The following is a 23,746-nucleotide window of genomic DNA, read 5'->3' as shown; positions in this document are numbered from 1 at the left end:
GATCATGACGGCAGACCACCCCTCGGCACCGGCCGCTGAGCCCGCCGGCGCGACGCCGGAGCAGCACGAGTCGATCCTGCTGGACGAGCCGAGCACGGCCGACCTGCGGGCCAAGGTGACCGAGGCCTGGCGGGAGTTCGCCCGTGCGCTGGCCGAGCGGCTGCGCGGGCTGCCCGCCGGCGCGCACCTGGAGGTCACCCTCGACCCGACCGCCTCCGGCACCGGGGACGCCGTCTACTCGGTGAGCGTGGACGCCGGTGAGGAGGGCCGCCTCTCGGCCCGGGCGGTCGGCAACGCCACCCTGCCTCCGGGCTACCGGCTGGACCGGGCCGCGGTGGCCGACATGATCGCGCTCGGCTGGTCCCCGCCCGGTGTGGTGGCGGGCTCCGGCGAGCAGTTCGGCCTGGACTGCGGCACCGACGAGGCGACCCGGTTGTCGGCCGTGCTGTCCCGGACGCTGCGCGACGTCTACGGCGCTCCGCACCCCGCCTTCCTGGTCTACCTGGTGCACGACGCCGAGGGAGAGCCGCTGCCGGAGGAGCCGCTCGGTACCGCCCGCAGCGAGTTCGGCCCGGACCGCGACGTCGAGGCCGACCTCGACGAGGCGCTGGCGGCCGCCGCCACCAAGCAGGCCGGCGAGAACGACGTGCTGGCCCTGGAGGAGCGGGTGCGCACCGTCGTCTCCACCATGCTGAAGTCGAAGTCCGACCAGGTGCAGGTCGACTCGGACGGTGACATCAACATCCGCGCCGGCTCGGCGATGGTCTTCGTCCGGGTCCGCGACAACCCGCCCCTCGTCGACGTCTTCTCCCCGGTGCTGACCGAGGTCGAGCCGACCGAGCGGCTCTACGTGAAGCTCTCCGAGCTGACCAACCGGATGCCGATCGGCCGGCTCTACTGCGCCGACGACACGGTGTGGGCCTCGATCCCGGTGTTCGGCCGCAACTTCCAGGCCACCCACCTCATGCTCGCCGTGCAGGTGATGACCGGGCTGGCCGACGAGCTGGACGATCGGCTGCACGGGGAGTTCGGCGGCAAGCGCTTCTTCGGCGAGGGGGACAAGCCGGCCCGCCCGCAGGAGCACCGCACCGGCATGTATCTCTGACCCGCGTCAGCGGACGTCGAGGAGGGTCTTGCCGACCGTGGCCCGGGACTCGATGGCGGCGTGCGCGTCGGCGGCCCGGTCCAGCGGGAAGCGCTGCCCGATGAGCGGCCGCAGCCGGCCGGCGGCCCCCTCGGCGAGGGCCTGTTCGGCGAGGGCGCGCAGCTCGTCGGGCGTGCCGCCGGCGCGGAGCAGGGTCACCCCGCGGGCCGTGGCCTCCTCCTCGGGCAGGTCTGCCCAGGCGCCGCTGGCCAGCCCGAAGCTGAGCATCCGCCCGCCGCGGTCGAGCAGGTCGAAGGCGGCCCGGGCGAGCTGCCCGCCGACCCCGTCGAAGACCACGTCCACCCCGCCGACGGCGGCCCGGACCCGGTCGGTCCAGTCCGGCTCCCGGTAGTCGACCACCGGGTCGAGGCCGCGCTCGCGGAGCAGGGCGACCTTGCGGGGACCGCCGGCCGCGGCGACCACCCGAGCGCCGGCCGCGGTGGCGAGCTGGGTGAGCAGGCCGCCCACCCCGCCGGCCGCGGCCTCGACCAGCACCCGCTCGCCGGGCCGCAACCCGGCCGCCCGGGCCAGCATCAGCGCGGTCCGGCCGTCCGCGAGCAGCGCCACGGCCGCGTCCAGCGGCAACCCGTCCGGTACGGGGATCGGCGCGCCCTGGTCCACCACCACGCGCTCGGCGTACCCGCCGGAGCCGCCGGTGGCGCTGACCACCCGCCGGCCGAGCAGCAACGGGTCCACCCCGGCGCCGACCCCGGTGATCGTCCCGCCGACGCCGTTGCCGGGGATCACCGGCAGGGACGCGGCGAACGGGCCGAACCCGGTCGCCCGGAACATCGTCTCGACGAAGGTGATGTTCGCGTGCGCCACCTCGACGAGCACCTGCCCCGGACCGGGCACCGGATCCGGCGCCGGCCCCGGCACCAGCACCTCCGGCCCGCCGAACTCCCGTAGCCACACCGCTCGCACGTCGCCTCCCCGCTGTCCCCGCCGAACTCCGGTCCCAGTTGACGACCTGAAGTGGGCTTCAGGTCAAGCCGAGGAGGGGCCGACGCCGGGGGACTCGACCAGCCGGGAGAGGACGATGGTGCTGCGGGACGAGGTGACGAACGACTCGGCCCGCAGCCGCTCCAGTGCATCCTCCAGGTGCGCGATGTCGGCCGCCCGCAGGTGCACCAGCGCGTCCGCCTCGCCGGAGACGGTGTACGCCCCGACCACCTCGGGATGCCGCCTCGCGGCGGCGCCGATCTGGGCGGGGGTGGTCCGGCCGGCGCAGAACAGCTCGACGAACGCCTCCGTGGTCCACCCGACGGCGGCCGGGTCGACGACCGCGGTGAAGCCCCGGATGACCCCCGCCGATCGGAGTCGGTCGACCCGGCGCTTGACCGCGGGGGCGGAGAGTGACACCCGCGTGCCGATGTCCGCGTACGAGGCGCGGGCATCCGCCACGAGCAACGCAATGATTCGCTGGTCGACCGCGTCTATCTGCAACGTTCCGCCTCTGGGAAGCAATGGTTGTGGCTGTTACCAAAGTTGTACCGTACCTACTCTTGGTGACCGTGAACCAGCAGCGAGTCCCGCGAAAGCGGACATATCTCATGTGCTCGCCCGAGCACTTCACGGTCGAGTACGCGATCAACCCGTGGATGGACGTGACCGCGCCGGTCGACACCGACCTGGCGGTCAAGCAGTGGGACCGCCTGCGGGAGACCCTGGTCGGCCTCGGCCACGAGGTGCACCTGCTCACCCCCGAGCGCGGGCTGCCGGACATGGTCTTCGCCGCGAACGGCGCGTTCGTGGTCGACGGCACGGTCTACGGCGCCCAGTTCAAGCACGAGCAGCGGGCCGCCGAGGCCGCCGTGCACCGGGCGTTCTACGAGCAGAACGGCTGGCGGTTCATCGCGCCGAGCGAGACCAACGAGGGCGAGGGCGACTTCGCCTACCTGCCGGAAGCACACGGCGGGCTGGTCCTCGCCGGCCACGGTTTCCGCACCGAGCCGGCCGCGCACGCCGAGGCGCAGGAGGCGCTCGGCCGGCCGGTGGTCTCGCTGCGCCTGGTCGACCCGCGCTTCTACCACCTGGACGTGGCGCTCGCCTCGATCGACGACGAGAACATCGTCTACTACCCGGGCGCCTTTTCGACGGCCAGCCAGAAGGTGCTCGCCCAGCTCTTCCCGGACGCGGTGGTCGCGGACGACGAGGACGCCCTGGCCTTCGGCCTCAACCTGGTCAGCGACGGGCTCAACGTCGTGCTGAACAGCGAGGCGAGCCGGCTGGCCGGCAAGCTCAAGACGGCGGGCTACCACCCGGTCCCGGTCGAGCTGGCCGAGCTGAAGAAGGGCGGCGGCAGCGTGAAGTGCTGCATCGCCGAGCTGCGCCACTGACGTACGGGAACGGGCGGTCTCCCCGAGGGGAGGCCGCCCGTTTCGCGTACCCGGGGTGGATCAGCCGAGCGTGGCCAGCTCGCTGATCACGACGTTGGAGAGCATCCGGCCGTCGAGCTCGACCCGGCGCAGGTACCACTTCTGCTGCGGGGTGCGCGGCTGGTTGAACTGCCAGGCGCCGCGCGGGCTGTCGATCTGGCCGATCTTGCCGAGCGCCAGGTTGACCTGCTGTGGGGTCGGGTTCTCGCCGACCAGCCGGATCGCCTTGTCGAGCACCTGCGCGGCGTCGTACGAGGCCATCGCGTAGGTGGTCGGGGAGACGTTGTGCGTCTTGCGGTAGGCCGAGGCGAACACGCGGTTGGCGGTGTTGTTCAGGTCGGCGGAGTAGTTCAGCGCGGTCTGGATGCCGTACTTCTCGATCAGCGCCCGCTCCTCGCCCTTCTCCCCGTCGTCGAGCTGGCCGAGCACGGCGCCCTCGGTGAGGAAGCCCGGCGCGTAGATCGGGCCCTGGTAACCCTGGGCGTAGAGCTGCTTGATGAACTGCACCGCCTGCGCCCCGGAGTAGTGGCAGAAGACCGCGTCGGGGCCGGGCCGCCGGTCCAGGGCCTTGCGGATCGAGCCCGTGTAGACCCCCTTGCCGGGGTTGGCGAAGTCGGTGGTGAAGATCGGCTCCTCGGTGAGCCGGCGGCCGCCCTGCTCGTACCCGCGCCGGAGGCCGTCGATGACGTCGCGGCTGCTCTGGCCCTGGGTGGCGAAGATGGCGATCCGGCTGGAGTCGTCCAGGGTCTGCCGCAGGTACTGCCCCAGCGCCTCGCCCGGCTCGTCCAGCACGTACGAGGTACGCCAGATGTAGACGACGCTCTGCAGGCTGATGGGGGAGGCGTTGGAGCCGATCAGCGGGACCCGCGCCTGCTCCACGGCGTCCCGGATGCCGGTCATCACGGCGGAGCTGACCACGCCGGTGAGCGCCAGCACGCCCTCCTTGAGCAGCCCGTCGACGGCGGCCTGGCCGGTCTTGGCGGTGTCGCCCTCCTCGGCCGGCACCAGCGTCACCGGGTGGCCGCCGAGTTGCCCCTCGTTGAGGTTGAGGAAGAGCTGGAACCCGTTGGTGATCTCGTCCCCGATGAACTTGTTCGGGCCGCTGCCCGGAACGATCAGACCGATCTTGATCGGACTGCCGGGCTTCGCCTCGTCCGCGGAGTCGGTCCCGGAGCCACAGCCCGCCGCCAGCCCGGTGGTTCCCAGCGCGGCCAGCAGTTGTAGTGCCCGCCTGCGGTTCATCTGTGACACCAGTTTCCTTCCCGATGGAGCGTCCAGGGGTGCACGCCCCTCCGGCGTTCTACCTGCTCGACGACGCTGCGTCAATGCCCTGAAGATCATCGTGCAGGGACCGCAACCCGGCCACCACCTGCGGCCAGGCGGCCGAGTCCGGCGCGATCAGCCCGAAATGCTCGCATTCGGGCAGCTCGACCAGCGTGGCGGGGCTGCCGGCCGCCCGGGCGGCCGCCACCCAGGAGCGGCTGAGGGCGACCGGAACCTGCCGGTCGAGCAACCCGTGCATGACTACCGTGCGTACTCGGATCGGCACCAACGACGATGGATCGGCCGCCGCATACCGGTCGGGGAACTCGGCCGGGCCCCCGCCGAGCAGCGCGGCCACCGCGCCGGAGTCCAGGTCCAGCCGGTACGCCTCGGCGAGGTCCGCGACCGGCGCCAGCGCCAGCACGCCGCCGACCGTGGCCGGGGCGTGCGCGGCCACGTACAGCGCCAGGTGCCCGCCCGCCGAGTGACCGACCACGATCGGCGGATCGGCCGTCACCAGCCCGGGCAGCGCGGCCGCGGCCAGCCCGGGCAGCGCCGCCACCCCCGCCAGCACGTCGGTGAGGGTGTGCGGCCAGCCACCGCCCGGCTGGCCGGTGCGCCGGTACTCGACCTGGGCGACCGGGTGGCCGAGCGCGGCCAGCGCCGCCGCCATCGGGCCGGTGTGGGTGCGGTCGTACTCGGCCCGCCAGAAGCCGCCGTGCACGACGATCACCAGCCGCCGGGGCGGTCCGTCGCCGGCCGGGCGGCGGAGGTCGGCGCACTGGTCCGGGTGGTCGCCGTAGGCGACGGTGGCGTCCGGCGGCGGGGCCGGCCGGGTCAGCACGGCGCGCGGGTCTGCGGGCATGACGGCGACGGTAGCGCGCCCCGGCCGGGTGGTTCCGGCCCGGCAGCCGGTCCGGCCGCGTGCGCGTGGTGGGGGTGGGTAAAGATGGGTCCCATGACCGAAGCGCGCTTCGCCGGACAGGACGACGAACAGGGCAACGAACAGGGCAACGATGGCATCCCCGGCACCGTGGTGGTGGTCGGGCCGGACGGCCGGCCGGTCGGCACGGTGCAGACCGACGATGGCCAGGGTGAGGATCCGACCCGCCTGGTCGAGCAGCCCGCTAAGGTGATGCGGATCGGCAGCATGATCAAACAGCTGCTGGAGGAGGTCAAGGCGGCGCCCCTGGACGACGCCAGCCGGCACCGCATGCGCGAGATCCACGAGCGCTCGATCGTCGAGCTGAAGGAGGGCCTCGCCCCCGAGCTGCGCGAGGAGCTGGAGCGGATCTCGCTGCCCTTCACCGAGGACCAGGCGCCCAGCGAGAGCGAGCTGCGGATCGCCCACGCACAGCTGGTCGGCTGGCTGGAGGGGCTGTTCCACGGCATCCAGGCCGCGCTGGTCGCCCAGCAGATGGCCGCCCGCGTCCAGCTCGAGCAGATGCGCTCCGGCCGGCAGGCGCTGCCCAGCGGCCCGGGCGGGATGGTGCCGGGCATGCCGGGCATGCCGCAGACCAACGAGGGCCACGCACCCGGCCAGTACCTCTGACCGCCCCGGGGCGCGACACCACCGCTGACCGGCCGGGCGCCCGCCCGGCCGGTCAGGCCACCCCGAAGACCTGTTCCAGATACGCGGCCACGCCGTCCTCGCTGTTCGCCCCGGTCACCTCGTCGGCGATCGCCAGGACGGCCGGGTGCGCGTTCGCGACCGCCACCGCCCGGCCGGCCCAGGTGAGCATCGGCACGTCGTTCGGCATGTCGCCGAAGGCCAGCACGTCCCGCTCGTCGAAGCCGAGCCGCGCCGCGTACCAGGCCAGGCCGGCGGCCTTGGTCACCCCGGCGGCGGAGATCTCCACCAGCCCGCTGTACGACGAGTGGGTCGCCTCGGCCAGCCCCTGCAGGGCGCCGGCCACCACCCGGACGAACACGTCCGGATCCTGCTCCCCGGCCCGCGCCAGCAGCTTCACCGCCGGGACGGCGAGCAGCTCCTCCGGCGACTCGACGGCCCGGATCGCGTCGGCGTCGGCGTCCCAGCGCAGCGGGTAGTGCGCCTCGTGCCGCATCTGCCGGCTGTCCACGATCTCCACCGCGAAGCTCACCTCGGGCACCTCCGCCCGCAGCCGCCGGGCCACCTCGGCCAGCAGCTCGGGGGCGAGCGGGTCGGCCCGGAGCACCTCGTCGGTGACCGGGTCGTACACCACCGCGCCGTTCGCGCAGATCGCCGGCAGCGGCTCGGCGAGCTGGTCGTACACGAGCTGGAGCCAGCGGATGGGACGGCCGGTGACCAGCACGACGGGCGTGCCCGCCGCGGAGATCCGGGCCAGCACCGCCGCGGTACGCGGGCTGAGCGTCCGGTCGTCCCGCAGCAAAGTGCCGTCGATGTCGGTCGCGACGAGTCGAGGTGCCTCTCCCATCACCGGGAGAGTAGTCGGTCCAGGTAGACCGCGACGCCGTCGTCGTCGTTGCGCAGGGTGATCTCGTCGGCCGCGGCCAGCACGTCCGGGTGCGCGTTGGCCACCGCCACCCGGCCCCAGCCGGCCCACCCGAACATCGGCAGGTCGTTCGGCTGGTCGCCGAAGACCAGCACCTCGGCCGGGTCGACGCCGAGCCGCTCGGCGACCACGCTGAGCCCGGTGGACTTGTCCACCCCGGGCGGGCAGATCTCGACGAAGCCGAGCCCGGCCTGGGTGAGCGTGGCCAGCTCGGCCGGGACGATCCGGCGGGCCACCGCCAGCAGCTCGTCCACGTGATGGTCGGCGGTCCGCGCGAACGCCTTGAGCACGTCGCAGGAGAGGCACTCCGCGCGACTGCGCGCCTCGAACCGGTCCTGGTAGGGCCAGCTCGGGTGGTAGTCACCCCAGAGCGGCGCGTCGGGCTCGTCGGACGCCTCCACCATCACGGTGAGCGGGCCGACGGCGGCCTCCAGATCGGCGAGGATCCGGGTCAGCACCGCGCCGGAGAGGCGCTCGTCGCGCAGCACCAGGGGCCCCGCGGGGTCGCTCTGGTCGACCACCCGGCCCCCGCCGGCCATCACCAGGAAGTCGGCGGCGCGGATGTCGTTACGGGTCAGCTCGGTCAGCCGCGGCCCCCGGCCGGTGGCGCCGACCACCGGGATCCCCGCGGCCCGCACCCGGTCGAGCACCTCGTGGGTGTACGCGGAGACGGTCTCGTCGCTGCGGACGAGCGTGCCGTCGAGGTCGGTGGCGATCAGCTTGGGCAGGCCCGGGCGGGTCATGGTTCCTCCTTCGCCCGCCGCCGTCGCGTCGGCCGACCAGGTCCTCGGTGCCGCGGCCCCCGGACGGCGGGCAGCAACCGTATCTCGCGGAACGGGTCGCAACCATGGCTTTTCGGCGAATCGGACACCAACCCGCGGCGGCCGTCCGTGCCCCTCCGCGGCTCGGTCCGGCACGCCGGCACGCGGGCACGCCGGGGTGGTCCCGGGCGGGGCGACGGGCGCGGCCGCGCCCCGTCAGCGGGGCGGCTCGGGGTGGGCGAAGGGCGTCGTCGGCTGCACGCTCAGGTCGGCCGGGGCCGGGGGCAGCTCGTCCTCGACCGCCCGGCGCCGGCTCCGGCCGGACCAGCCGTCCGGCGCCCCGGCGGCCGGCTCGTCCCCGGGCTCGTCCGTCCGGTCGGCGGGCGCGCCGGCGGCCCGGCCGGACAGGTGCAGAGCGGCGGCCAGCAGCACGGTGGCGAGGAATGCGGTGACCAGGCCGCGTCCGTGCTCCACCTGCAACCGCTGCTCGGCGGGGAAGAAGAGGGCGCGCGGGCCCAGCTCCGGCAACGAGAAGGCGGTCGCGGTCAGCACCGCGAGCAGGGCCACCGCGACGCCGAGGCCGGCGAGCCGGGCGTGCTGCCGCACCGCCGGGGCGCCGCGCAGGGCCAGGGCCACGGCGGCCGCCAGCCCGAGCAGGCCCACGAGATACGCCACCCCGAAGCCGCCCACCTCCGCCACCCCGCTCGGCAGCCGGATCGGGCCGTTCGCCTCCGGGTCGCCGTTCGGCACGGTCATCACCAGCCACTCGCCGATCAGGGAGGCGACCGCGGCCACCGCGCCGAGCCCGGCGAGCACCGGCGGGAGGCGATGGTCCCGGCCCAGGCCGGCGAGGCTCCGGCCCATCCCGCCGGACGGGGCGGGTTCGGCGTCGCCCCACTCCACGACGGTCGTGCCGTCGGACCGGCTGTCCTGCCTGGGGATGGGACGATCCTGGGACATCGGCCACCCTTCCCGTACGCGGGCCTGCGTCGAATCATGACACAGGCGGCACCCGGTGACAGGGAGCGCAAGGCCACAGCTTGGTGCGGGGCGGACCGCTTTCGGTTAGCGTCGGTGCCATGCCTATCCGTACCGCTTCCGCTCGTTGGCAGGGCAACCTCACCGAGGGGTCCGGCACCGTCCGCACCGGCAAGGGCGGCTTTACCGGCAACTACTCCTTCAAGTCCCGCTTCGAGGAGGGCGAGGGCACCAACCCCGAGGAGCTGATCGGCGCCGCGCACGCCAGCTGCTTCTCGATGGCGCTCTCCAAGCAGCTCGCCGACGCCGGTGCCACCGACACCTCGGTGGACACCACCGCCACAGTGCACTTCGACAAGACCGACGCGGGCATGACCGTGACCCGGATCGACCTGGAGACCGTCGGCCAGGTCCCGGGCCTGGACGAGGCCCAGTTCACCAAGCTGGCCGAGGCGGCCAAGGAGAACTGCCCGATCTCCCGGCTACTCTCCCCGGGCGCGCAGATCACGCTGACCGCCCGCCTGGCCTGACCACGCCCGACCCGGCAAGGGTGCCCCGCCCCGGGCACCCTTGCCGCGCCGCGTGCCGATCGTGAAGGGGTGACCGGGCGGCGTGGCCGTGCAGATGAGCCGGGAACGGTTCGAGGAGCTCGTCGGCGAGGCGCTCGACGAGGTGCCCGAGGAACTGCTCGGGCTGATGAGCAACGTGGTCATCCTGGTCGAGGATGACCCGCCGCCGGGCGAGGACCTGCTCGGGCTCTACGAGGGGCACTCGCTCACCTCGCGGGGCTGGGACTACGCCGGCGTGCTGCCCGACCGCATCCTCATCTACCGCAACCCGATCCTGGGGATCTGCGACACCGAGGAGGACGTCGTGGACGAGGTGGCGGTGACGGTGGTGCACGAGATCGCCCACCACTTCGGCATCGACGACGAGCGCCTGCACGCCCTCGGCTGGGGCTGACCGGGCCCGCGTCGCGCCCCGCTCGGCCGATCCCCGCTGTTGCGTCGGTCCCCTAACCTCCGGTGCAGGCACACCCCGATGCAGGAGGAAACCCATGCGCAGCGCGCTGTTCTCCGCGGAGAACCTTGAGAAGGAGTCACAGCAGCCGGGCATGCGGCTGCAGAACTCCAAGATGCTGAAGATCGAGCTCAACGGCGAGGCGATGGCCCGGGTCGGGTCCATGGTCGCGTACCAGGGGCAGGTGCAGTTCCAGGCGCTCGGCTCCGGCGGCATCGGCAAGTTCATCAAGCAGCGGCTCACCGGTGAGGGCGTGCCGCTGATGAAGCTCTCCGGGCGTGGCGACGTCTTCCTGGCCGAGCTCGCCAAGGACGTGCACATCATCGACCTGGAGCCCGGCGACGCCCTGTCGATCAACGGTTCGAGCGTGCTGGCCTTCGACTCCACCCTCCAGTACGACATCAAGATGGTCGGCGGCGCCGGGATGGCGTCCTCGTCCGGCCTGTTCAACTGCGTCTTCACCGGCCACGGCCGGATCGCGATCACCACCAAGGGCACCCCGGTCGTGCTCAACGTCGACCAGCCCACCTACGTCGACCCGCAGGCCGCGGTCTGCTGGTCGGCCAACCTCCAGACCGGCTACCACCGGGCCGAGCAGCTCGGCCTGGGCACGCTGCTCGGCCGCAGCACCGGCGAGGCGTTCACGATGAGCTTCGCCGGCCAGGGCTTCGTCGTGGTCCAGCCGTCGGAGGAGCCGCCGGTGCAGGGCAGCGGCGCCCAGCAGCAGCAGGGCGGCCTGCTCGGCGGCCTGCTCCAGTGACCGCCCGGTGCGCGGGGCGCCCTCTCCGGGCGCCCCGGCACCGTCAGCTCAGCTCGCCGGCGCGCAGCCGGGAGAGCCAGGCCGCCGCGTCCGCGTAGTCGATGTCGGAGAGGCCCGCCGGAGCGGGGACCGGCCGGTCGCTCGCCGCCGGGCTCCAGCGGTGCCGGGGGTACGAGCCGAGGAAGCGTACGTCGGCGCAGACCCGGCGCAGCCCCTGCAACGCCTCGCCGAGACGTGCGTCGGCGACGTGGCCGGTGCAGTCGAGGAAGAAGACGTACCGGCCGAGCGCCTCGCCGGTCGGGCGGGACTCGATCCGGGTCAGGTTCACCCCGCGGGTGGCCAGCTCCATGAGCACCGACAGCAGCGCGCCGACCCGGTCGTGCGCGATGTAGACCGCCAGCGAGGTGACGTCGTCGCCGGTCGGGGGCGGGGGCGGGCCGGGACGGGAGAGCAGCGCGAACCGGGTCACCGCGTCCGGATGGTCGGCGATCTTGTCGGCGAGCACGGTCAGCCGGTGTCGGGTGGCGCCGATCGGGGCGCAGATGGCGGCGTCGTACTCGCCGCTCGCCGCACCCGCCGCGGCGGCACCGTTGGAGAGCACGTCGACCACGGTGGCGTCGGGCAGGTGGTCGCGGAGCCAGCCCCGGCACTGGGTGGACGCCTGCGGGTGGGCCGCCACGCTGCGCACCTCGGCCAGCGCGACCCCGGCGCGGCCGGCGAGCACGAACTCGACCGGCAGGATCACCTCGCGGGTGATCACCAGCGGGTCCCCCTCGGCCAGCTCGTCCAGGGTCACCCCGACCGCGCCGCCGATGGAGTTCTCCAGGGGCACCAGCGCCGCGTCCGCCTCCCCGGCCCGTACGGCGTCGAGCGCCTCGCCCACGCTGCGCGCCGGCGTCCGGTCCCCCCGCTCGGCGGCGGGGACGGTGCGCAGCGCCTGCTCGGCGAAGGTGCCCTCGGGACCCAGGTAGACGAAGCGGGTCGGCGGTGTTCCCGGCATGTCGACCAGACTACGCACCGGGGGTGCCGTCGCAGGCCAGGGTCCGAATGCCGGACGGGCCGGCGGCGCGTACCTCCACCCCGCACACGTCCGTGCCGGCGGTGACCAGCTCCAGCGCGGCGGGCCGGCCGCGGGTGACCACCTGGAGCTCCTCGTGCCCGCTCACCGCCAGCACGGTGTACTGCCAGTCCTCCGCGCAGAGCGGCCCGGTCCGCACGGTGACCCGGACATCCCGGGGCAGCACCCGGGCCGAGCCGCGCAGCAGGGCGACCACCCGGTCGCCGGACGGGCCGGACCGGCAGGGCGTGGCGGTCGGGTCCGGGGCGGGCGCCGTACGGGTCGGCCCGGTCGGGGTCACCGGCGCGGTGGGCGTCGCGCTCGGGGTGGGGGTGGCGGAGGCGGTGGGCGCGGTGGTCGCGGACGCGGCCGGGGCGCCCAGTTCGGGCGGCGCGCCGCAGCCGGCGAGGGGGAGCAGGGCGGTCAGCGCCACCGGGAGGAGTCGGCGGGCGGGGTGGGACGGGGTGCAGGGCACGGTGCGATCCTCGGCATCGAGGGACGTCGTCGCGGCCGGTCGGCCGAGCCCATCGTAGGAGGATCAACCGGTCGGGTGAAGGTCACCCGAGGACCCGGTGCCCGGCCCGCTCCAGCGCGGTCGTCGCCTCGGCCAGCCGCACGGCGGGCACCAGCACGTGGTCGGTGTCGTACGTGGAGAAGGCCACCACGTTGACCCGGGCCCGGGCGAGCGGGTCGACCAGCGCGGCGAGGGTGCCGGTGACCGCCGCGTCCAGCGGGCCGACCAGCCGCAGGCAGCGCCATTCGGTCTCCACGTCCGCCCCGGCGGGCGCCCGCTCGGTGGGGCAGATCACCGAGATGCCGTCGGCGGTCCAGCTCACCGTCACCACGTCGCGGCCGGCCAGCGCACCCCAGAGCCGTGGGGGCAGCACGGTGCCGGCCGGCAGGCGGCACACGGCGTACTCGCCCGGCAGCAGAGCGACATCGAGCATGAGGGCACCCTACGGCCTCGGCGCGGCGGTGCCCCAGCATCGCCCGGTGCGGCGATCGCCACAGGTCGCCGCAGGTCAGACGGCCGAGAAGAAGGTGAGTGAGCCGGCCACCTCGCCGTCGGTGAGCACCGGCGTGGAGATGGCGTCCACCGTCGTGACGGCGTCGGCGCCGGGCCCCTGGACCCGGAGCAGGCCCCGGGCCAGCCGGCCGGAGAGCAGCGCGAGCAGCGGCGGGATCTTGTCGGTCTCCTGCTCGGTCAGCTCGCTGGGGCTGGCGGTGAAGTCGACCAGGCGCAGGCCGCCCTCCAGCAGCGGCCGGCCGATGACGTCCTCGGGGGCACCGAGGGAGAGCAGGTTGCAGCCGGACGAGGAGATCGCCACCACGGTGGTGTCGGCGTCGATCAGCAGGCAGGGCTCGGCGGCTCGGGAGACCGTGCCGGACCACTGCCCGAAGTTGTCGGACTCCTGCTCGGTCGGTGTCCCCGCGTCGGGCACGAACACTTCCGAGAGCGAGAGTTCGACGTGGGCCACCGCGCCTCCTATGTACACCGACGGTCTGTCCACGCTAGCCGGTCGTCACGACGAGCGCCCGACCGCGCTGCGTCCGGTCACCGGAGCCGCACGGGGATCCGAGGGCTCGGCGGGGATCGGGGACAGGGGTCGGTGCGACGGGTGCCCGGTGTCGCGCGGCCGGCGACGGCGCGGGCCGACGGAACCACCGGGGCGGAGCCGCGGACCGCGTGGCGTCGCCGGTGACGTTACCGGCGGGCGGCCCGCTTGTCAGCGGCCGTTCGGCCCTCGTCGTACCACCGGTAGTCGGCTGCTGGACGGTACGTGCCGTTGAGCCAGGTCGACGGGGCCTGGGCGATCCGGGAGAGTTTCTCGGCGGTGGCCGGACTGATCCGGTTGCCGCCCGCCACGAGCAGGCGGTCCAGCTCCCGGTGGGTGGCCATGAGGCAGTCCTTGGGCAGGCCGTAGACGCTGATGACCCCGGAGCCGACGAAGGTCAGCACCGGGGTGACGGGGATCGGCAGGCCGACGGCGTCGGAGAGGGCCTTGCTGGCTCGCTTGGCGTCGCGGCGCGCCTCGGCCACATAGGGCGGACGCTTGCCGTTGATCTGCACGACGTCGCCCGCGACGAGCACCCGGGCCCGGCCGTGGTCGGCGATGGTGACCGCGAAGAGCCCGCTCGGGCCGATGGCGAGGAACCCGGCCCGCTCGTCCTGGGTGCGGTCGAGCAGGACGTCCGCGGCGTCCGTGCGGGGCCACTCGATGACGTGCCAGGCGGGACCGAGGTGGTCGAGTTGGCCGAGGGCCCGGGCCCCGGCCGCCTCCAACCGGCGGGCCCCCCGCTCGGCCCGCCGACGGCGGGCCCACTCCAGCGGAGTCGGTCGGGCCGGCTCGAGCACCGAGGTGGACTCGACCCGGGGGTGCGGCACCGAGACGGGCGGCAGTGCCCGGCTCGGTACGGCTCGGCGAGCGGGAAAGACAGTCATCGCGACCTCCGGCAAAAGGTCTCTCGAAGTTATGTCTCCACTACCCTACGTTGAATACCCCGGGGCTCGGCAAGTTGGAGCGCCGGAATGAGTGCGGATGAATGCCATATTCATTCGCACTTCTTTTCCCGGATGGTGCGGGAGCCTGTCCTACGCTGCGAAGGTGACCCACTACGTGGACAGCGAGGTCGGCCGGCTCGGCACGGTGCTGTTGCACCGCCCGGGGCCGGAACTCGCTCGGCTCACCCCTCGCAACAACGACTCGCTGCTCTTCGACGCTATCCCATGGGTGGGCAGGGCGCAGGAGGAGCACGACGGCTTCGCGGCGGCCCTGCGGTCCCGTGGGGTGGAGGTGCTCTACCTGGCCACGTTGCTGGCCGAGACCCTCGCCGTGCCGGACGCGCGGGCCGAGCTGACCGAGCTGGTGCTCCGCTCGCCCCGGCTGGGCGACACCCTGCGCCGCCGGGTCGCCGACCACCTCACGTACCTCGACCCGGCCGCCCTGGCCGACGTGTTCGTCGCCGGGCTCGCCCACGAGGAGCTGCGGATCGGCCCGGACCGCCCCGGCGGTCTGGTCTGGACGCTGATGGACCGGCACGACTTCGTCATCGACCCGCTGCCCAACCTGCTCTTCACCCGCGACTCGTCGGTCTGGATCGGGGACCGGGTCGGGGTGACCAGCCTGGCCATGCTGGCCCGCCGGCGGGAGACCACGCTGACCGACGCCATCTACCGCTACCACCCGCGTTTCGTCGGCACCGAGTTCGTCTACCACCCGGAGCTGGAGCACCTGGAGGGCGGCGACGTGCTGCTGCTCGCGCCGGGGGTGCTCGCCGTCGGGGTGGGCGAGCGGACCACCCCGGCCGGGGCCGAGCGGCTGGCCCGGCAGGTCTTCGCCGCCGGGCTCGCGCACACGATCCTGGTGGTGCCGGTCGCCCAGGAGCGGGCCACCATGCACCTGGACACGGTCTGCACGATGGTCGACGTCGACGCCGTGCTGATGTATCCGAACATCGCCAGCGAGCTCTCCGCGTACACGGTCATCGCCGGCGCGGACGGCGAGGACCCGCGGGTGGACGGCCCGGCGCCGTTCCTGCGGGCCGCCGCCGACGCCATGGACCTCGACCAGCTCCGGGTGATTGACACCGGCCTCGACCCGGTCACCGCCGAGCGGGAGCAGTGGGACGACGGCAACAACACCCTCGCCCTCGCCCCCCGGCTCTGCGTCGGCTACGAGCGGAACGTGGAGACCAACGCGCAGCTGGAACGGGCCGGCATCGAGGTGATCGCCATCGCCGGGTCGGAGCTGGGCTCCGGCCGGGGCGGCCCGCGCTGCATGTCCTGCCCGCTGGTGCGGGAACCGCTGCGGCGCTGAACGACGACGGGCCCCGGTCGGCGACCGGGGCCCGCGGCGAGGATCGGCTCAGCGCAGGGTGAGCTGGCGGCCGAGCAGTCCCTGGCGGGCGCGGCGGCCGGCGGCGTCCAGCGGCTCCCGCTCCTCCAGCGCCTCGGCGTACCGCTTGGCGAACCCGGTCACCGGCTCCTCCCAGTCGGCGGCCGGGACGTCCTCGGGCAGGTCCCAGACCGGCACCAGGCGGCCGTGCGCCCGGAACATGCCGGCGAACCGGGTGTCGTCGCCCAGCGTCAGCGTGCCGGCCGCGCCCAGTCGGGACAGGGCGTCCAGCGCCACGTCCTCGTCCTCCGGCAGCACCCAGCGCACGTGCGCCTTCTCCGGCACCTGGCACCAGTACGCGGCCCGCGCCGCGGCCAGCTTCACCGTCGGGTAGATCGCCGCGTTGGCCCGCTCCAGGGACGCCTGCACGTTCGGGTCGTCGGCGGCGCCCGGGTCGAGCCAGAACTCGAACCCGTCGTGCATGCTGATCTCCAGCGGGCCGTCCACCAGGATGTCCTGGAGGCGGGGGCCCGGCCCGGGCAGCGGCGGCACGCTCACCTGGCCGCCCGGCTCGGTCCGCAGCGCGCAGAGCAGCGCGTCGGCCAGGTCCCGGGAGACGTCGCCGGACTGCTGGTGCCGCTGGAGGCCGATGAAGACCCGCCCGTCCGGCTTGGTCATCGCCGGGGCGGCCATCGGCAGCACGGTGGCCAGGGTGACCGGCCGGTCGCCGTACTCCTCGACCAGCTCGGGGGTCAGCCGCAGCGGCGCGGAGGCGGCCGGCACCAGCTCGCGCAGGGCGATCCACTCCGGCTCGTCGACCAGCCCCTCGAACGGTCGGGGCACGAAGACGTCGCGCACCTTCTCCCGCTTCGGGGTGGCTTCGGCGGCCCGCTGGCTCTTTCGACGCTTGCTCATGCGCCCGCTCCGCTGCGCTCCGCAGCCGCATGAGGCTCCATGGCGCTGTGCCCGATGATTCGCTCGCTGCGCTCGCTCATGGCGAGACAGCCTAGATGCCGGACCGGACGGCCGTGGGCAGGACCCGCCTCCCCGGTCGGCTCAACCGGCCACGACCAGGTCCGGTCGGACCGACCCGGTCGGGTCGAACTCCGCCCAGACGCTCTGGCCAAGGCCGTCCCGCTCGACCCCCCAGCGGCTCGCCAGCCCGGAGACGATGTGCAGGCCGCGCCCGTCGATGGCGTCGGGGGCGGCGACCCGCATCAGCGGGCCGGAGGCGGAGCCGCCGTCGGTCACCCGGACCTGGACGCACTGCCCGCCGGTCGCCGCCCGCAGCCGCCAGGCCACCCGGACCACGCCCCCGGGCAGCGGGTCGGCGTGCCGCACGGCGTTGCCGACCAGCTCGGCGAGGACCGCGACCAGGTCGGCCAGCAGGGCCGGGGGTACGACGTCGGCCAGCTCGTCGGCGAGCCGGTGCCGGGCCAGGCGCGCGCCGGTGGCGTGGTGGGGCACCACCACGCACCATGATCGTTCGGCCGAACCCGTCGACACCGTCGTTCCTTCCACCCCCGTGCGGGCCGGGTTCATCCCCGTGGCAGCCGCACCTCTGCGACCGTACCCCCACCGACTCTCGGTCGGAGGGATACCCATCCATTCTGCTGTTCAACGATCTGCCGGACCAGATAGAGGCCCAGGCCGGCCCCCGGATAGCGACGCCGGTCACCGGACTCCCCCTGCCAGAACCGGTCGAACGCCCGCTCCACGTGCTCCGGCCGGATGCCGATGCCCCGGTCGGCGACCCGGAACGAGACGGTCCGCTCGTTCGCCTCGACGGAGATCTCGATCGGGGTGTCCGGCAGCGAGTACTTGCCGGCGTTGGTGCCCAGCTCGGTGAGCACGGTGGCCAGGCCGTGCCGGTCGCCGAGCGCCTTGGGCAGATCGGCCGGCAGATCGAGGACGATCCGGTGCCGGATGTCCGCCGGCAGGTCGGGCACCGCCGCCCGCAGCGCGTCGACCAGGTCGAACGGGGCGGCCGGCTCGCCGCCGGGGCGGTTCTCGGTGGCGGCCGTGAGCAGCCGGTCGACCAGCCGGGCCAGCTCGTTGGCCCGCTGCCCGATGATCCGGGCGGCCTGCCGCCGGTCGTCGTCGCTGAGCGACTCCCAGTGGTCGGTGAGGGTGTCCGCGTACCCCTTGATCACGGTGACCGGGGTGCGCAGCTCGTGGCTGGTCACCGCGACGAAGAGGTCGCGGTCGTGGTCGCGCCGCTGCTGGTCGGTGATGTCGCGGAAGGTGACCACGCGCAGCGTGCCCGGCCCGGGCAGCTCGCCGGAGGTGATCCGCAGCCAGCGGCCGTCCGGCAGCCGGTGGTCGAGCACCTGGCCGGACGGGGGGAGCGGGAACGGGAGCGGTCGGTTCAGCGCCTCGCCGGCCGGCCGGCCGGTCACCTGGGCGGCGGCCGGGTTCCAGAGCCGCACGTGGTGCTCGCGGTCCACCACCGCCAGGCCGTCGGCGAGCGCCGCCACCACCGGGCCGTCGCCGTGCACCGGCAGGCCGGTCTGGTCGCCGTACATGTGGGCGATGCAGGCGGCCACGTAGCCGATCACGGCGTGCTGGGAGGCGTCCAGCGGCTCGTCCTCCTTGTAGAGGGCGTGCAGGCTGCCCACCGTCAGGCCGCCGATCTCGGCGCGGGCCAGGATCATCCGGCGCAGCCCGCGCGCGGCGAGCTCCTCGGCGGGCGCGCCGGGGATCGCGTCGACCCCGACCTCGCGCACCGGCGGGCCGGAGAGCAGGCAGACGGTGGCCGGGTCGGTGGCCGGCAGTGGGCAGCCGGTGGCGAACTCGGCGCTGCCGGTCGCCGCGATCACCCGGCCGCCGGCGGGGGCGAACTCCACGAACACCAGGCCGGCCGCGCCGACGGCCGGCTCGACCTCGCGGAGCAGCCGGGTGAGCACGGGCAGGCCCGACTCACCCGAGTTGATCATTTTGATCACGCTGGTGTGGCCGGCGATCAGGGCGGTGAAGTCGGTTCGCTCCGGCATGTCCCGAGTGTGCCGCGCCGCCCGTCCCGGGGACACCCCCGGCCGGGCGATCGCCCACCGGTCGGACCGGCCGGCCTCACCGGCCCAACCGGGCCAGCGTCCGGGCGGGCCGGTCGGTGATCACCCCGTCCACCCCGGCGGCCAGCACCAGCTCCAGGTCCGCCGGCTCGTTCACCGTCCAGACGTAGACCTGGTTGCCGGCGGCCCGCAGCGTGGGAACGAGCTGCGGGCGGGCCCGGACCAGGCCGATCCCCGGCCCGGCGATCCGGGTGCCGAACGGCAGCCGGCCCAGCCGCAGCCAGCGCGGCAGCACCTCCAGCAGAAGCACCGTGGGCAGCGCCGGGGCGAGGTCGCGGATCCGGCGTACGGCCAGCGGGGAGAAGGACATAACGGTGACCCGGACCGGGGCGTCCGGACCGGGCTCGGCCAGCCCGTACCGGCGCAGCATGGTGACCAGGCGGCGCTCCACGTCCCGGCCGTAGCGGGAGGGGTGCTTGGTCTCGATCAGCAGCCGGAGCGGCCGGCCGGCGGCCAGCACCGCGTCGAGCAGCCGCTCCAGCGTGAGCAGCCGGAAGTGTGACTCGTCGAGCGGTTCGTCCCCGTCGGCCGCCGCCCCGCCGGGGTGCCACGACCCGAAGTCGAGCGCCTCCAGTTCGGCGAGGGTACGTGCGCTGACCAGCCCGTGACCGTTACTGGTCCGGTCCAGCCGGCGGTCGTGGACGCAGACCAGGTGCCCGTCCCGGGTCAGCCGGACGTCGCACTCCAGCCCGTCCGCGCCCTCGTCGAGAGCGCGCAGATAGGCGGCGAGCGTGTGCTCCGGCAGGTCGTACGAGGCGCCCCGGTGCGCGAAGACCAGGGGGGTGGTCATGGCCGCGGCGCGCCTCAGGCGACCCGGCCCGGCTGCCCGTCGTCGGTGACCACCGGGCGGCCGGCGGCGGCCCACTCGCCCATCCCGCCCTCGACGTTGCGCACCTGGTCCCAGCCGTTGCGCATCAGGTACGCGACCACCTGCGCGGACCGTCCGCCCGAGCGGCAGATCACGGCCACCTCGCGGTCGTCGGGCACCTCTGCGATCCGGGCGGGCAGCTCGGTCATCGGCAGGTGGTGGGCGGCCGGCGCGTGGCCGGCGGCCCACTCGTCGTCCTCCCGGACGTCGAGCAGGTAGCTGTCGTCGGGCACGGCCGACGCGGGCACGCTGGGAACCTGGGGTCCGAACACGGCTACCAAGCCTAGCGGGCCGCTCCCGGTCAGAGCCGGTTGACCCAGCGGGGATGGGCCCCGGCCCACTCCGGCATCCGGGTGCCCCGCAGCGCGTCGAAGAGCCCGCCGCCGCCGTTGTCCAGCACCACGTACGAGACCTGGTCGATGGTCTGCGGGTAGGAGGGGATCTGGACGCCGTGCAGGGCGTCCGCGGGCAGCCCGCGCAGCGCGAAGAGCAGGTCCTCCAGGGGTACGCCGTTGGTGTCCACGGTCAACGCGCCGCCGACCGCCCGGAGCACCCGGTCCAGCTGTACCGGGTCACTGCGCAGGTGGGTCTGGCCGGCCTTGTCGAGCACCGCCCGGAGCATCTGCTGCTGGTGCCGTTGCCGGTCGTAGTCGCCGCCGGGCAGGTCGTAGCGCTGCCGCACGTAGTCCAGCGTCCGGGCCCCGTTCATCTGCTGGCAGCCGGGCTCGAACCGGGTCTGCGTGTGGATCGACCGGACCGGGGTGTCGACGCACATCCGGATGCCGCCGAGCAGGTCGATGACCTGCTTGAAGCCGGAGAAGTCGACCAGCGCGGCGCCGTCGAAATGGACCCCCGTGAGCCGGGTCAGGGTGGCGCTGAGCAGCCGCGCTCCGCCCTCGCCCCCGCCGCCGTGCTCGTACGCCGCGTTGACCTTGTCCTGGCCGCCGCCGTAGCCGGGCGCCGCCGGGATGGCGACCAGCAGGTCCCGCGGGATGGAGATCAGGTACGCCTGCCGCAGCCCGGCCGGCAGGTGCACGATCAGGATGCTGTCCGAGCGCTGGTCCTCGGGGTTCGCGCCGGGCCGGTGGTCCGAGCCGATGAGCAGGTAGTTGAGCGGCCCGGCGAGGTCGGTACGGGACTGCCGCGCCGCAGGATCGAGCAGTTGTTCCTTGCTGACCGTGCGGTCGTACCGGTTGGTGAGCCAGTGCAGCCCGGCCACGCCGAGAGCGGCGAGCAGGAGCAGGGCGAGACCGGCGCCGAGCAGGAACCGGGACCAGCGGGCGGATCGGGCCCGCCCGCGTGCGTTCCGTGCTGGCCTGGACGTGACGTTCCCCCCGTAGCCGCGACATGAGACCCGCTCACGTCAGGCTACGGGGGGAACTGCCGGACGGTGCCGCTTTCGGCGCGGCTACCGGCCGTTCACCAGGTCATTTGCGGGTGGAGAGGACGTTCGGGTTCGCCACCACGAAGTCGGCGAGCTTGTCCTCCTTCACCGCCTTGAACATGTCCATGCTCAGCTCGTTGAGCGATTCCTTGCTGTGGTCCGCGTTCGGGCTGTAGGTGCCGCCGTTGGTGCGGAGGGTGACCAGGTCGTTCCCGCTGACGCCCTTGAGCGTGAAGATGAAGTCCGCGATCGGCACGCCGCCGGTGTCCAGGATGAAGGCCTTGCCGGCCGCCTTGATCAGCGAGTTCAGCTTGAGCGGGTTGGTCAGCATGCCCTTGTCGGTGGCCTTCTTCGCCATCGCCTTGATCAGCTGCTGCTGGTTCTGCTGGCGGTCGTAGTCGCTGTTCGGCAGTCCGTAGCGCTGGCGGGCGTAGTCGAGCGCCTCCCAGCCCTCCATTTCCCGGCAGCCCTTCTTGTGCACCACCGGGGTGTAGGACTTGCCGGTCTTCCTCGCGTCGGCGTTCCACATCGGCTTGCCGTCGACCATCGACATGTGGTGCGACTTGACCTCGTGGCTCACGCAGATCCGCACCGTTCCGAGCGCGTCGATCACGTTCTTGAAGCCGCCGAAGTTGATGATCGCCGCGCCGTCGAAGCTGATCCCGGTCATCGACTTGATCGTCTTGGCCATCAGCTGGGCGCCACCCTCCCAGCCGCCACCGTTCTGCGCCCCGAAGAAGAACGCCGCATTGATCTTGTCGGTGCCGCCCTTGTAACCGCTCTTCTCGAAGGCCGGGATGCGGGCCTCGGTGTCCCGGGGAATCGAGATCAGGTAGGCCTGGTCGTGGGTGGCCGGGATGTGCAGGATGATGATCGTGTCCGAGCGGACGTCGTCGGCGGCCCAGCGCTGCCGGGCGTCGACGCCGAGCAGCAGCATGTCGATCGGGCCGTCCAGGCTGTTACCGCCCTCAGCGTCGCTCTTGCCCGCCTCACCGAGCAGGTTGCCCTGGTCGATGCTGCTGGTCGCCTGGCCGATCACGGCCTTGCTGCCGACGATCGCGATGCCGCTGGTCATCATCAGGACGGCACCGAAGATCACGGTGAGCTTGGCCCAGAGCGGGTCCTTGCGCTTGGTGCGCTTCTTCCCGCCGCCGGGGCCGCCGGGGCCGGGCTGCGTCGGGATGATCGGGGGAACCCGCCCGGGTGCTCCGGGCTCCAGTGACTGAGGGCGACGGCTGGTCTGAACCGGCATGCGTGCTCCAGCTCGGGGATCGGGGGCGGGACCACTGTACGTATCTGTTCCCGTTCTCGCGACCTCGTGTGGTGGCTATTCCCGTCAATCTCGGCCATCGGCTGGGGGTTGTGCCCGAACGGCCAATTGAAAAGATCCGGTCGGCGGTTGGCTCACTGTGGGACGAGCCTTGACTGCCGACCGGATGTGCTGCCTCGCGGGGGCGGCGTCAGCCGCCGCTCCCGTCGCTGTCCGTCTTCTGGTTGGCCTTCACCCAGTCGGCCATCGTGTCCGCGACGATCGCCTTGTACATGGCCAGTGCCTTCTCCCGGTCGGAGACCACCACCGACTGGCCGTCGATGGTCTGGCCACCCAGGTTCGGGCTGGTGATGAAGGTCAGGTTCTCCCCGCGCAGGCTCCGGAACTGCAACGCCATGTCGGTCAACGAGAATCCCTGGTCGACCGTGACGGCGGCGGTGACCGCCTTCAGGAAATCGTTGAGCTTCTTGGGGTTGGTCAATGTCCCGCTGCTGGCCGCCTTGTCCATCAGCGCCTTGAGGAACTCCTGCTGGTGGCGCATCCGGGCGAAGTCGCCGTCGGGGAACTGCTTGCGCTGCCGGACCCAGTCCAGGGCCTCGGCGCCGTTCATGTGGTTCACGCCCTTGGTGAAGGTCCGGTACGGCTTGTGGATCGAGGTGATGGTCCGCTCCACCTTCAGGTCCACCCCGCCGAGGGCGTCGGTGACCTCCTTGAAGCCGGCGAAGTCGATGGCCATGACGTGGTCCATCCGGACGTCGCTGAAGCACTCCACGGTCTTGACCGCGAGCGGCAGCCCGCCGAATGCGAAGGCTGCGTTGATCTTGTTGCGTGAGCCCGAGTCGCAGGACGCGCCGGCGCTCTCCGGGATCGGCACGTACAGGTCACGCGGGATGGAGACCAGATAAGCCTGCTTGTGGTCGGCCGGGATGTGCATGACCATCAGCGTGTCCGCCCGCCACTTGCCGGCCGCGTCCACCTCGGCGTCCGGGTCCCGCGAGTCGCTGCCGACCAGCAGGATGTTCAACGCGCCCTCGACCTGCTTCGCCGGCCGTCCGCCGTTGATCTGGGAGAAGGGGTCGGTCCGGGCCAGGTCGTTGTTGAGGTTGCGGGCGTAGAGCCAGCCGCCGAGCAGCGCCAGCACCAGCACCGCGACGCCGGCCACCAGGCTGATCCGTCCCCAGCGCGGACGGGGACCACGCCGGCCGGGGCCGCCGGAACCACCGCCCGGGCCCTCCGGGCCGGTCGGTCCCCCCGGACCGCCGGGCCCGCCCGAGCGCGGCTCGTCGTCGTACGAGGGGTACCAGCGGGCGTCGGTCGGGCGGGCACGCCCAGTGGTGCCCCGGCCGGGGCCGGGAACCTGGGCGCGGCCCGCGCTCCGACTCAGGCGTGCGGGGAGCGGGACGCCGGCTGACGAGGTCGCTGACATGTAACCGAGGGTAGGTCGGTCGAGCCACCATCGCT

The 23,746-nt window shown here is 73.4% G+C and carries 27 protein-coding genes; 7 read left to right on the top strand and 20 right to left on the bottom strand.

Annotated features, from left to right (window positions below; genetic code table 11):
* The first annotated feature begins 4 nt into the window (after nt 1-4).
* Nucleotides 5-1,105 (top strand): hypothetical protein, encoded by a 1,101-nt coding sequence (locus AB0F68_RS00730; RefSeq protein WP_357331732.1) that lies wholly within the window; start codon nt 5-7, stop codon nt 1,103-1,105.
* A 6-nt stretch (nt 1,106-1,111) separates the two neighbouring features.
* On the opposite strand, the gene AB0F68_RS00725 is transcribed toward AB0F68_RS00730, so the two are convergent.
* Both AB0F68_RS00725 and AB0F68_RS00720 read right to left on the bottom strand, forming a co-directional pair.
* Nucleotides 1,112-2,068 carry a zinc-binding dehydrogenase gene (locus AB0F68_RS00725; protein ID WP_357331730.1) on the bottom strand — a complete coding sequence of 319 codons (957 nt, stop codon included), beginning with the start codon at nt 2,066-2,068 and terminating at the stop codon, nt 1,112-1,114.
* A gap of 63 nt (nt 2,069-2,131) precedes the next feature.
* Entirely contained in the window at nt 2,132-2,590 is a 459-nt protein-coding gene (locus AB0F68_RS00720; protein WP_357331728.1) for an Lrp/AsnC family transcriptional regulator, read from the bottom strand.
* 59 nt (nt 2,591-2,649) lie between these two features.
* On the opposite strand from AB0F68_RS00720, the gene ddaH reads away from it, so the two are divergent.
* Nucleotides 2,650-3,483, top strand: coding sequence for a dimethylargininase (gene ddaH / locus AB0F68_RS00715; RefSeq protein WP_357331726.1), 834 nt, complete (start codon nt 2,650-2,652; stop codon nt 3,481-3,483).
* A gap of 60 nt (nt 3,484-3,543) precedes the next feature.
* Here ddaH and AB0F68_RS00710 read toward each other — a convergent pair whose 3' ends face one another.
* Both AB0F68_RS00710 and AB0F68_RS00705 read right to left on the bottom strand, forming a co-directional pair.
* Nucleotides 3,544-4,773 carry an ABC transporter substrate-binding protein gene (locus AB0F68_RS00710; protein ID WP_357331724.1) on the bottom strand — a complete coding sequence of 410 codons (1,230 nt, stop codon included), beginning with the start codon at nt 4,771-4,773 and terminating at the stop codon, nt 3,544-3,546.
* A gap of 49 nt (nt 4,774-4,822) precedes the next feature.
* Entirely contained in the window at nt 4,823-5,650 is an 828-nt protein-coding gene (locus AB0F68_RS00705; RefSeq protein ID WP_357331722.1) for an alpha/beta hydrolase, read from the bottom strand.
* 84 nt (nt 5,651-5,734) lie between these two features.
* On the opposite strand from AB0F68_RS00705, the gene AB0F68_RS00700 reads away from it, so the two are divergent.
* Entirely contained in the window at nt 5,735-6,337 is a 603-nt protein-coding gene (locus tag AB0F68_RS00700) for a bacterial proteasome activator family protein (RefSeq protein WP_357331720.1), read from the top strand.
* A gap of 52 nt (nt 6,338-6,389) precedes the next feature.
* Here AB0F68_RS00700 and AB0F68_RS00695 read toward each other — a convergent pair whose 3' ends face one another.
* The 3 genes from AB0F68_RS00695 to AB0F68_RS00685 form a co-directional block, all read right to left on the bottom strand.
* The gene (locus tag AB0F68_RS00695; protein WP_357331717.1) at nt 6,390-7,202 is read right to left on the bottom strand and encodes an HAD family hydrolase; all 813 of its coding nucleotides are present in this window, start codon (nt 7,200-7,202) and stop codon (nt 6,390-6,392) included.
* Complete coding sequence (locus AB0F68_RS00690) at nt 7,202-8,023, bottom strand: HAD family hydrolase (RefSeq protein ID WP_357331715.1); 822 nt, start codon at nt 8,021-8,023, stop codon at nt 7,202-7,204. Before AB0F68_RS00690 ends, AB0F68_RS00695 begins: the two co-directional genes overlap by 1 nt.
* A gap of 234 nt (nt 8,024-8,257) precedes the next feature.
* Nucleotides 8,258-9,001: a hypothetical protein gene (locus AB0F68_RS00685; RefSeq protein ID WP_357331712.1), complete on the bottom strand. Its 744-nt coding sequence runs from the start codon at nt 8,999-9,001 to the stop codon at nt 8,258-8,260.
* Between the two features lie 119 nt (nt 9,002-9,120).
* Here AB0F68_RS00685 and AB0F68_RS00680 point away from each other — a divergent pair, with 119 nt between their 5' ends.
* From AB0F68_RS00680 to AB0F68_RS00670, 3 genes are all read left to right on the top strand, one after another.
* Complete coding sequence (locus AB0F68_RS00680; protein ID WP_357331709.1) at nt 9,121-9,549, top strand: OsmC family protein; 429 nt, start codon at nt 9,121-9,123, stop codon at nt 9,547-9,549.
* Between the two features lie 88 nt (nt 9,550-9,637).
* Nucleotides 9,638-9,982 (top strand): metallopeptidase family protein, encoded by a 345-nt coding sequence (locus AB0F68_RS00675; protein ID WP_357332852.1) that lies wholly within the window; start codon nt 9,638-9,640, stop codon nt 9,980-9,982.
* A gap of 94 nt (nt 9,983-10,076) precedes the next feature.
* Nucleotides 10,077-10,799 (top strand): AIM24 family protein, encoded by a 723-nt coding sequence (locus AB0F68_RS00670; RefSeq protein ID WP_089011966.1) that lies wholly within the window; start codon nt 10,077-10,079, stop codon nt 10,797-10,799.
* A 43-nt stretch (nt 10,800-10,842) separates the two neighbouring features.
* Here the strand turns inward: AB0F68_RS00670 and pheA are convergent, their stop codons facing one another.
* The 5 genes from pheA to AB0F68_RS00645 form a co-directional block, all read right to left on the bottom strand.
* Nucleotides 10,843-11,799 carry a prephenate dehydratase gene (gene pheA / locus AB0F68_RS00665; RefSeq protein WP_357331704.1) on the bottom strand — a complete coding sequence of 319 codons (957 nt, stop codon included), beginning with the start codon at nt 11,797-11,799 and terminating at the stop codon, nt 10,843-10,845.
* Between the two features lie 10 nt (nt 11,800-11,809).
* Complete coding sequence (locus tag AB0F68_RS00660) at nt 11,810-12,331, bottom strand: hypothetical protein (protein ID WP_357331701.1); 522 nt, start codon at nt 12,329-12,331, stop codon at nt 11,810-11,812.
* Between the two features lie 82 nt (nt 12,332-12,413).
* Nucleotides 12,414-12,803 carry an ACT domain-containing protein gene (locus AB0F68_RS00655; protein WP_357331698.1) on the bottom strand — a complete coding sequence of 130 codons (390 nt, stop codon included), beginning with the start codon at nt 12,801-12,803 and terminating at the stop codon, nt 12,414-12,416.
* Between the two features lie 75 nt (nt 12,804-12,878).
* Nucleotides 12,879-13,334: a hypothetical protein gene (locus AB0F68_RS00650; RefSeq protein WP_357331695.1), complete on the bottom strand. Its 456-nt coding sequence runs from the start codon at nt 13,332-13,334 to the stop codon at nt 12,879-12,881.
* Between the two features lie 227 nt (nt 13,335-13,561).
* Nucleotides 13,562-14,299: a hypothetical protein gene (locus AB0F68_RS00645; protein WP_357331692.1), complete on the bottom strand. Its 738-nt coding sequence runs from the start codon at nt 14,297-14,299 to the stop codon at nt 13,562-13,564.
* 163 nt (nt 14,300-14,462) lie between these two features.
* Here AB0F68_RS00645 and AB0F68_RS00640 point away from each other — a divergent pair, with 163 nt between their 5' ends.
* On the top strand, nt 14,463-15,674 hold the full coding sequence (locus AB0F68_RS00640) for an arginine deiminase (RefSeq protein WP_357331690.1): 1,212 nt from the start codon (nt 14,463-14,465) through the stop codon (nt 15,672-15,674).
* Nucleotides 15,675-15,722: 48 nt separating this feature from the next.
* Here AB0F68_RS00640 and AB0F68_RS00635 read toward each other — a convergent pair whose 3' ends face one another.
* The 8 genes from AB0F68_RS00635 to AB0F68_RS00600 all read right to left on the bottom strand — a co-directional run bounded on the left by AB0F68_RS00635 (nt 15,723) and on the right by AB0F68_RS00600 (nt 23,711).
* Nucleotides 15,723-16,607, bottom strand: coding sequence for a DUF5926 family protein (locus AB0F68_RS00635; RefSeq protein ID WP_357331688.1), 885 nt, complete (start codon nt 16,605-16,607; stop codon nt 15,723-15,725).
* 141 nt (nt 16,608-16,748) lie between these two features.
* Nucleotides 16,749-17,165 (bottom strand): ATP-binding protein, encoded by a 417-nt coding sequence (locus AB0F68_RS00630; RefSeq protein ID WP_357332851.1) that lies wholly within the window; start codon nt 17,163-17,165, stop codon nt 16,749-16,751.
* A 65-nt stretch (nt 17,166-17,230) separates the two neighbouring features.
* A complete protein-coding gene (locus tag AB0F68_RS00625; protein WP_357331686.1) occupies nt 17,231-18,685 on the bottom strand; it encodes an ATP-binding protein in 1,455 nt (484 codons plus the stop codon).
* 76 nt (nt 18,686-18,761) lie between these two features.
* Entirely contained in the window at nt 18,762-19,553 is a 792-nt protein-coding gene (locus AB0F68_RS00620; protein WP_357331684.1) for a glycerophosphodiester phosphodiesterase family protein, read from the bottom strand.
* Between the two features lie 14 nt (nt 19,554-19,567).
* Nucleotides 19,568-19,903: a rhodanese-like domain-containing protein gene (locus tag AB0F68_RS00615; RefSeq protein WP_357331682.1), complete on the bottom strand. Its 336-nt coding sequence runs from the start codon at nt 19,901-19,903 to the stop codon at nt 19,568-19,570.
* Nucleotides 19,904-19,932: 29 nt separating this feature from the next.
* Nucleotides 19,933-20,850 carry an LCP family protein gene (locus AB0F68_RS00610; RefSeq protein WP_357331680.1) on the bottom strand — a complete coding sequence of 306 codons (918 nt, stop codon included), beginning with the start codon at nt 20,848-20,850 and terminating at the stop codon, nt 19,933-19,935.
* Between the two features lie 208 nt (nt 20,851-21,058).
* Nucleotides 21,059-22,267 carry an LCP family protein gene (locus AB0F68_RS00605; RefSeq protein WP_357331678.1) on the bottom strand — a complete coding sequence of 403 codons (1,209 nt, stop codon included), beginning with the start codon at nt 22,265-22,267 and terminating at the stop codon, nt 21,059-21,061.
* A 208-nt stretch (nt 22,268-22,475) separates the two neighbouring features.
* Nucleotides 22,476-23,711 carry an LCP family protein gene (locus tag AB0F68_RS00600; RefSeq protein WP_357331676.1) on the bottom strand — a complete coding sequence of 412 codons (1,236 nt, stop codon included), beginning with the start codon at nt 23,709-23,711 and terminating at the stop codon, nt 22,476-22,478.
* Between the last annotated feature and the right edge of the window lie 35 nt (nt 23,712-23,746).

Source organism: Micromonospora sp. NPDC023966, assembly GCF_040639095.1.
In the GTDB taxonomy this organism is placed as follows: Bacteria; Actinomycetota; Actinomycetes; order Mycobacteriales; family Micromonosporaceae; genus Micromonospora.
The sequence above is the reverse complement of the archived record's forward strand: the minus strand, read 5'-3'. Positions and strand labels throughout refer to the sequence as shown.

Excerpts from the sequence above, each read along its gene's own strand:
- AB0F68_RS00695 (WP_357331717.1), bottom strand. The coding sequence starts at position 7,202 with ATGGGAGAGGCACCTCGACTCGTCGCGACCGACATCGACGGCACTTTG.
- AB0F68_RS00690 (WP_357331715.1), bottom strand. The coding sequence starts at position 8,023 with ATGACCCGCCCGGGCCTGCCCAAGCTGATCGCCACCGACCTCGACGGC.
- AB0F68_RS00655 (WP_357331698.1), bottom strand. The coding sequence starts at position 12,803 with ATGCTCGATGTCGCTCTGCTGCCGGGCGAGTACGCCGTGTGCCGCCTG.
- AB0F68_RS00705 (WP_357331722.1), bottom strand. The coding sequence starts at position 5,650 with ATGCCCGCAGACCCGCGCGCCGTGCTGACCCGGCCGGCCCCGCCGCCG.
- AB0F68_RS00605 (WP_357331678.1), bottom strand. The coding sequence starts at position 22,267 with ATGCCGGTTCAGACCAGCCGTCGCCCTCAGTCACTGGAGCCCGGAGCA.
- AB0F68_RS00635 (WP_357331688.1), bottom strand. The coding sequence starts at position 16,607 with ATGAGCAAGCGTCGAAAGAGCCAGCGGGCCGCCGAAGCCACCCCGAAG.
- AB0F68_RS00620 (WP_357331684.1), bottom strand. The coding sequence starts at position 19,553 with ATGACCACCCCCCTGGTCTTCGCGCACCGGGGCGCCTCGTACGACCTG.
- AB0F68_RS00700 (WP_357331720.1), top strand. The coding sequence starts at position 5,735 with ATGGGTCCCATGACCGAAGCGCGCTTCGCCGGACAGGACGACGAACAG.
- AB0F68_RS00625 (WP_357331686.1), bottom strand. The coding sequence starts at position 18,685 with ATGCCGGAGCGAACCGACTTCACCGCCCTGATCGCCGGCCACACCAGC.
- AB0F68_RS00730 (WP_357331732.1), top strand. The coding sequence starts at position 5 with ATGACGGCAGACCACCCCTCGGCACCGGCCGCTGAGCCCGCCGGCGCG.
- AB0F68_RS00670 (WP_089011966.1), top strand. The coding sequence starts at position 10,077 with ATGCGCAGCGCGCTGTTCTCCGCGGAGAACCTTGAGAAGGAGTCACAG.
- AB0F68_RS00680 (WP_357331709.1), top strand. The coding sequence starts at position 9,121 with ATGCCTATCCGTACCGCTTCCGCTCGTTGGCAGGGCAACCTCACCGAG.
- AB0F68_RS00600 (WP_357331676.1), bottom strand. The coding sequence starts at position 23,711 with ATGTCAGCGACCTCGTCAGCCGGCGTCCCGCTCCCCGCACGCCTGAGT.
- AB0F68_RS00645 (WP_357331692.1), bottom strand. The coding sequence starts at position 14,299 with ATGACTGTCTTTCCCGCTCGCCGAGCCGTACCGAGCCGGGCACTGCCG.
- pheA (WP_357331704.1), bottom strand. The coding sequence starts at position 11,799 with ATGCCGGGAACACCGCCGACCCGCTTCGTCTACCTGGGTCCCGAGGGC.
- AB0F68_RS00685 (WP_357331712.1), bottom strand. The coding sequence starts at position 9,001 with ATGTCCCAGGATCGTCCCATCCCCAGGCAGGACAGCCGGTCCGACGGC.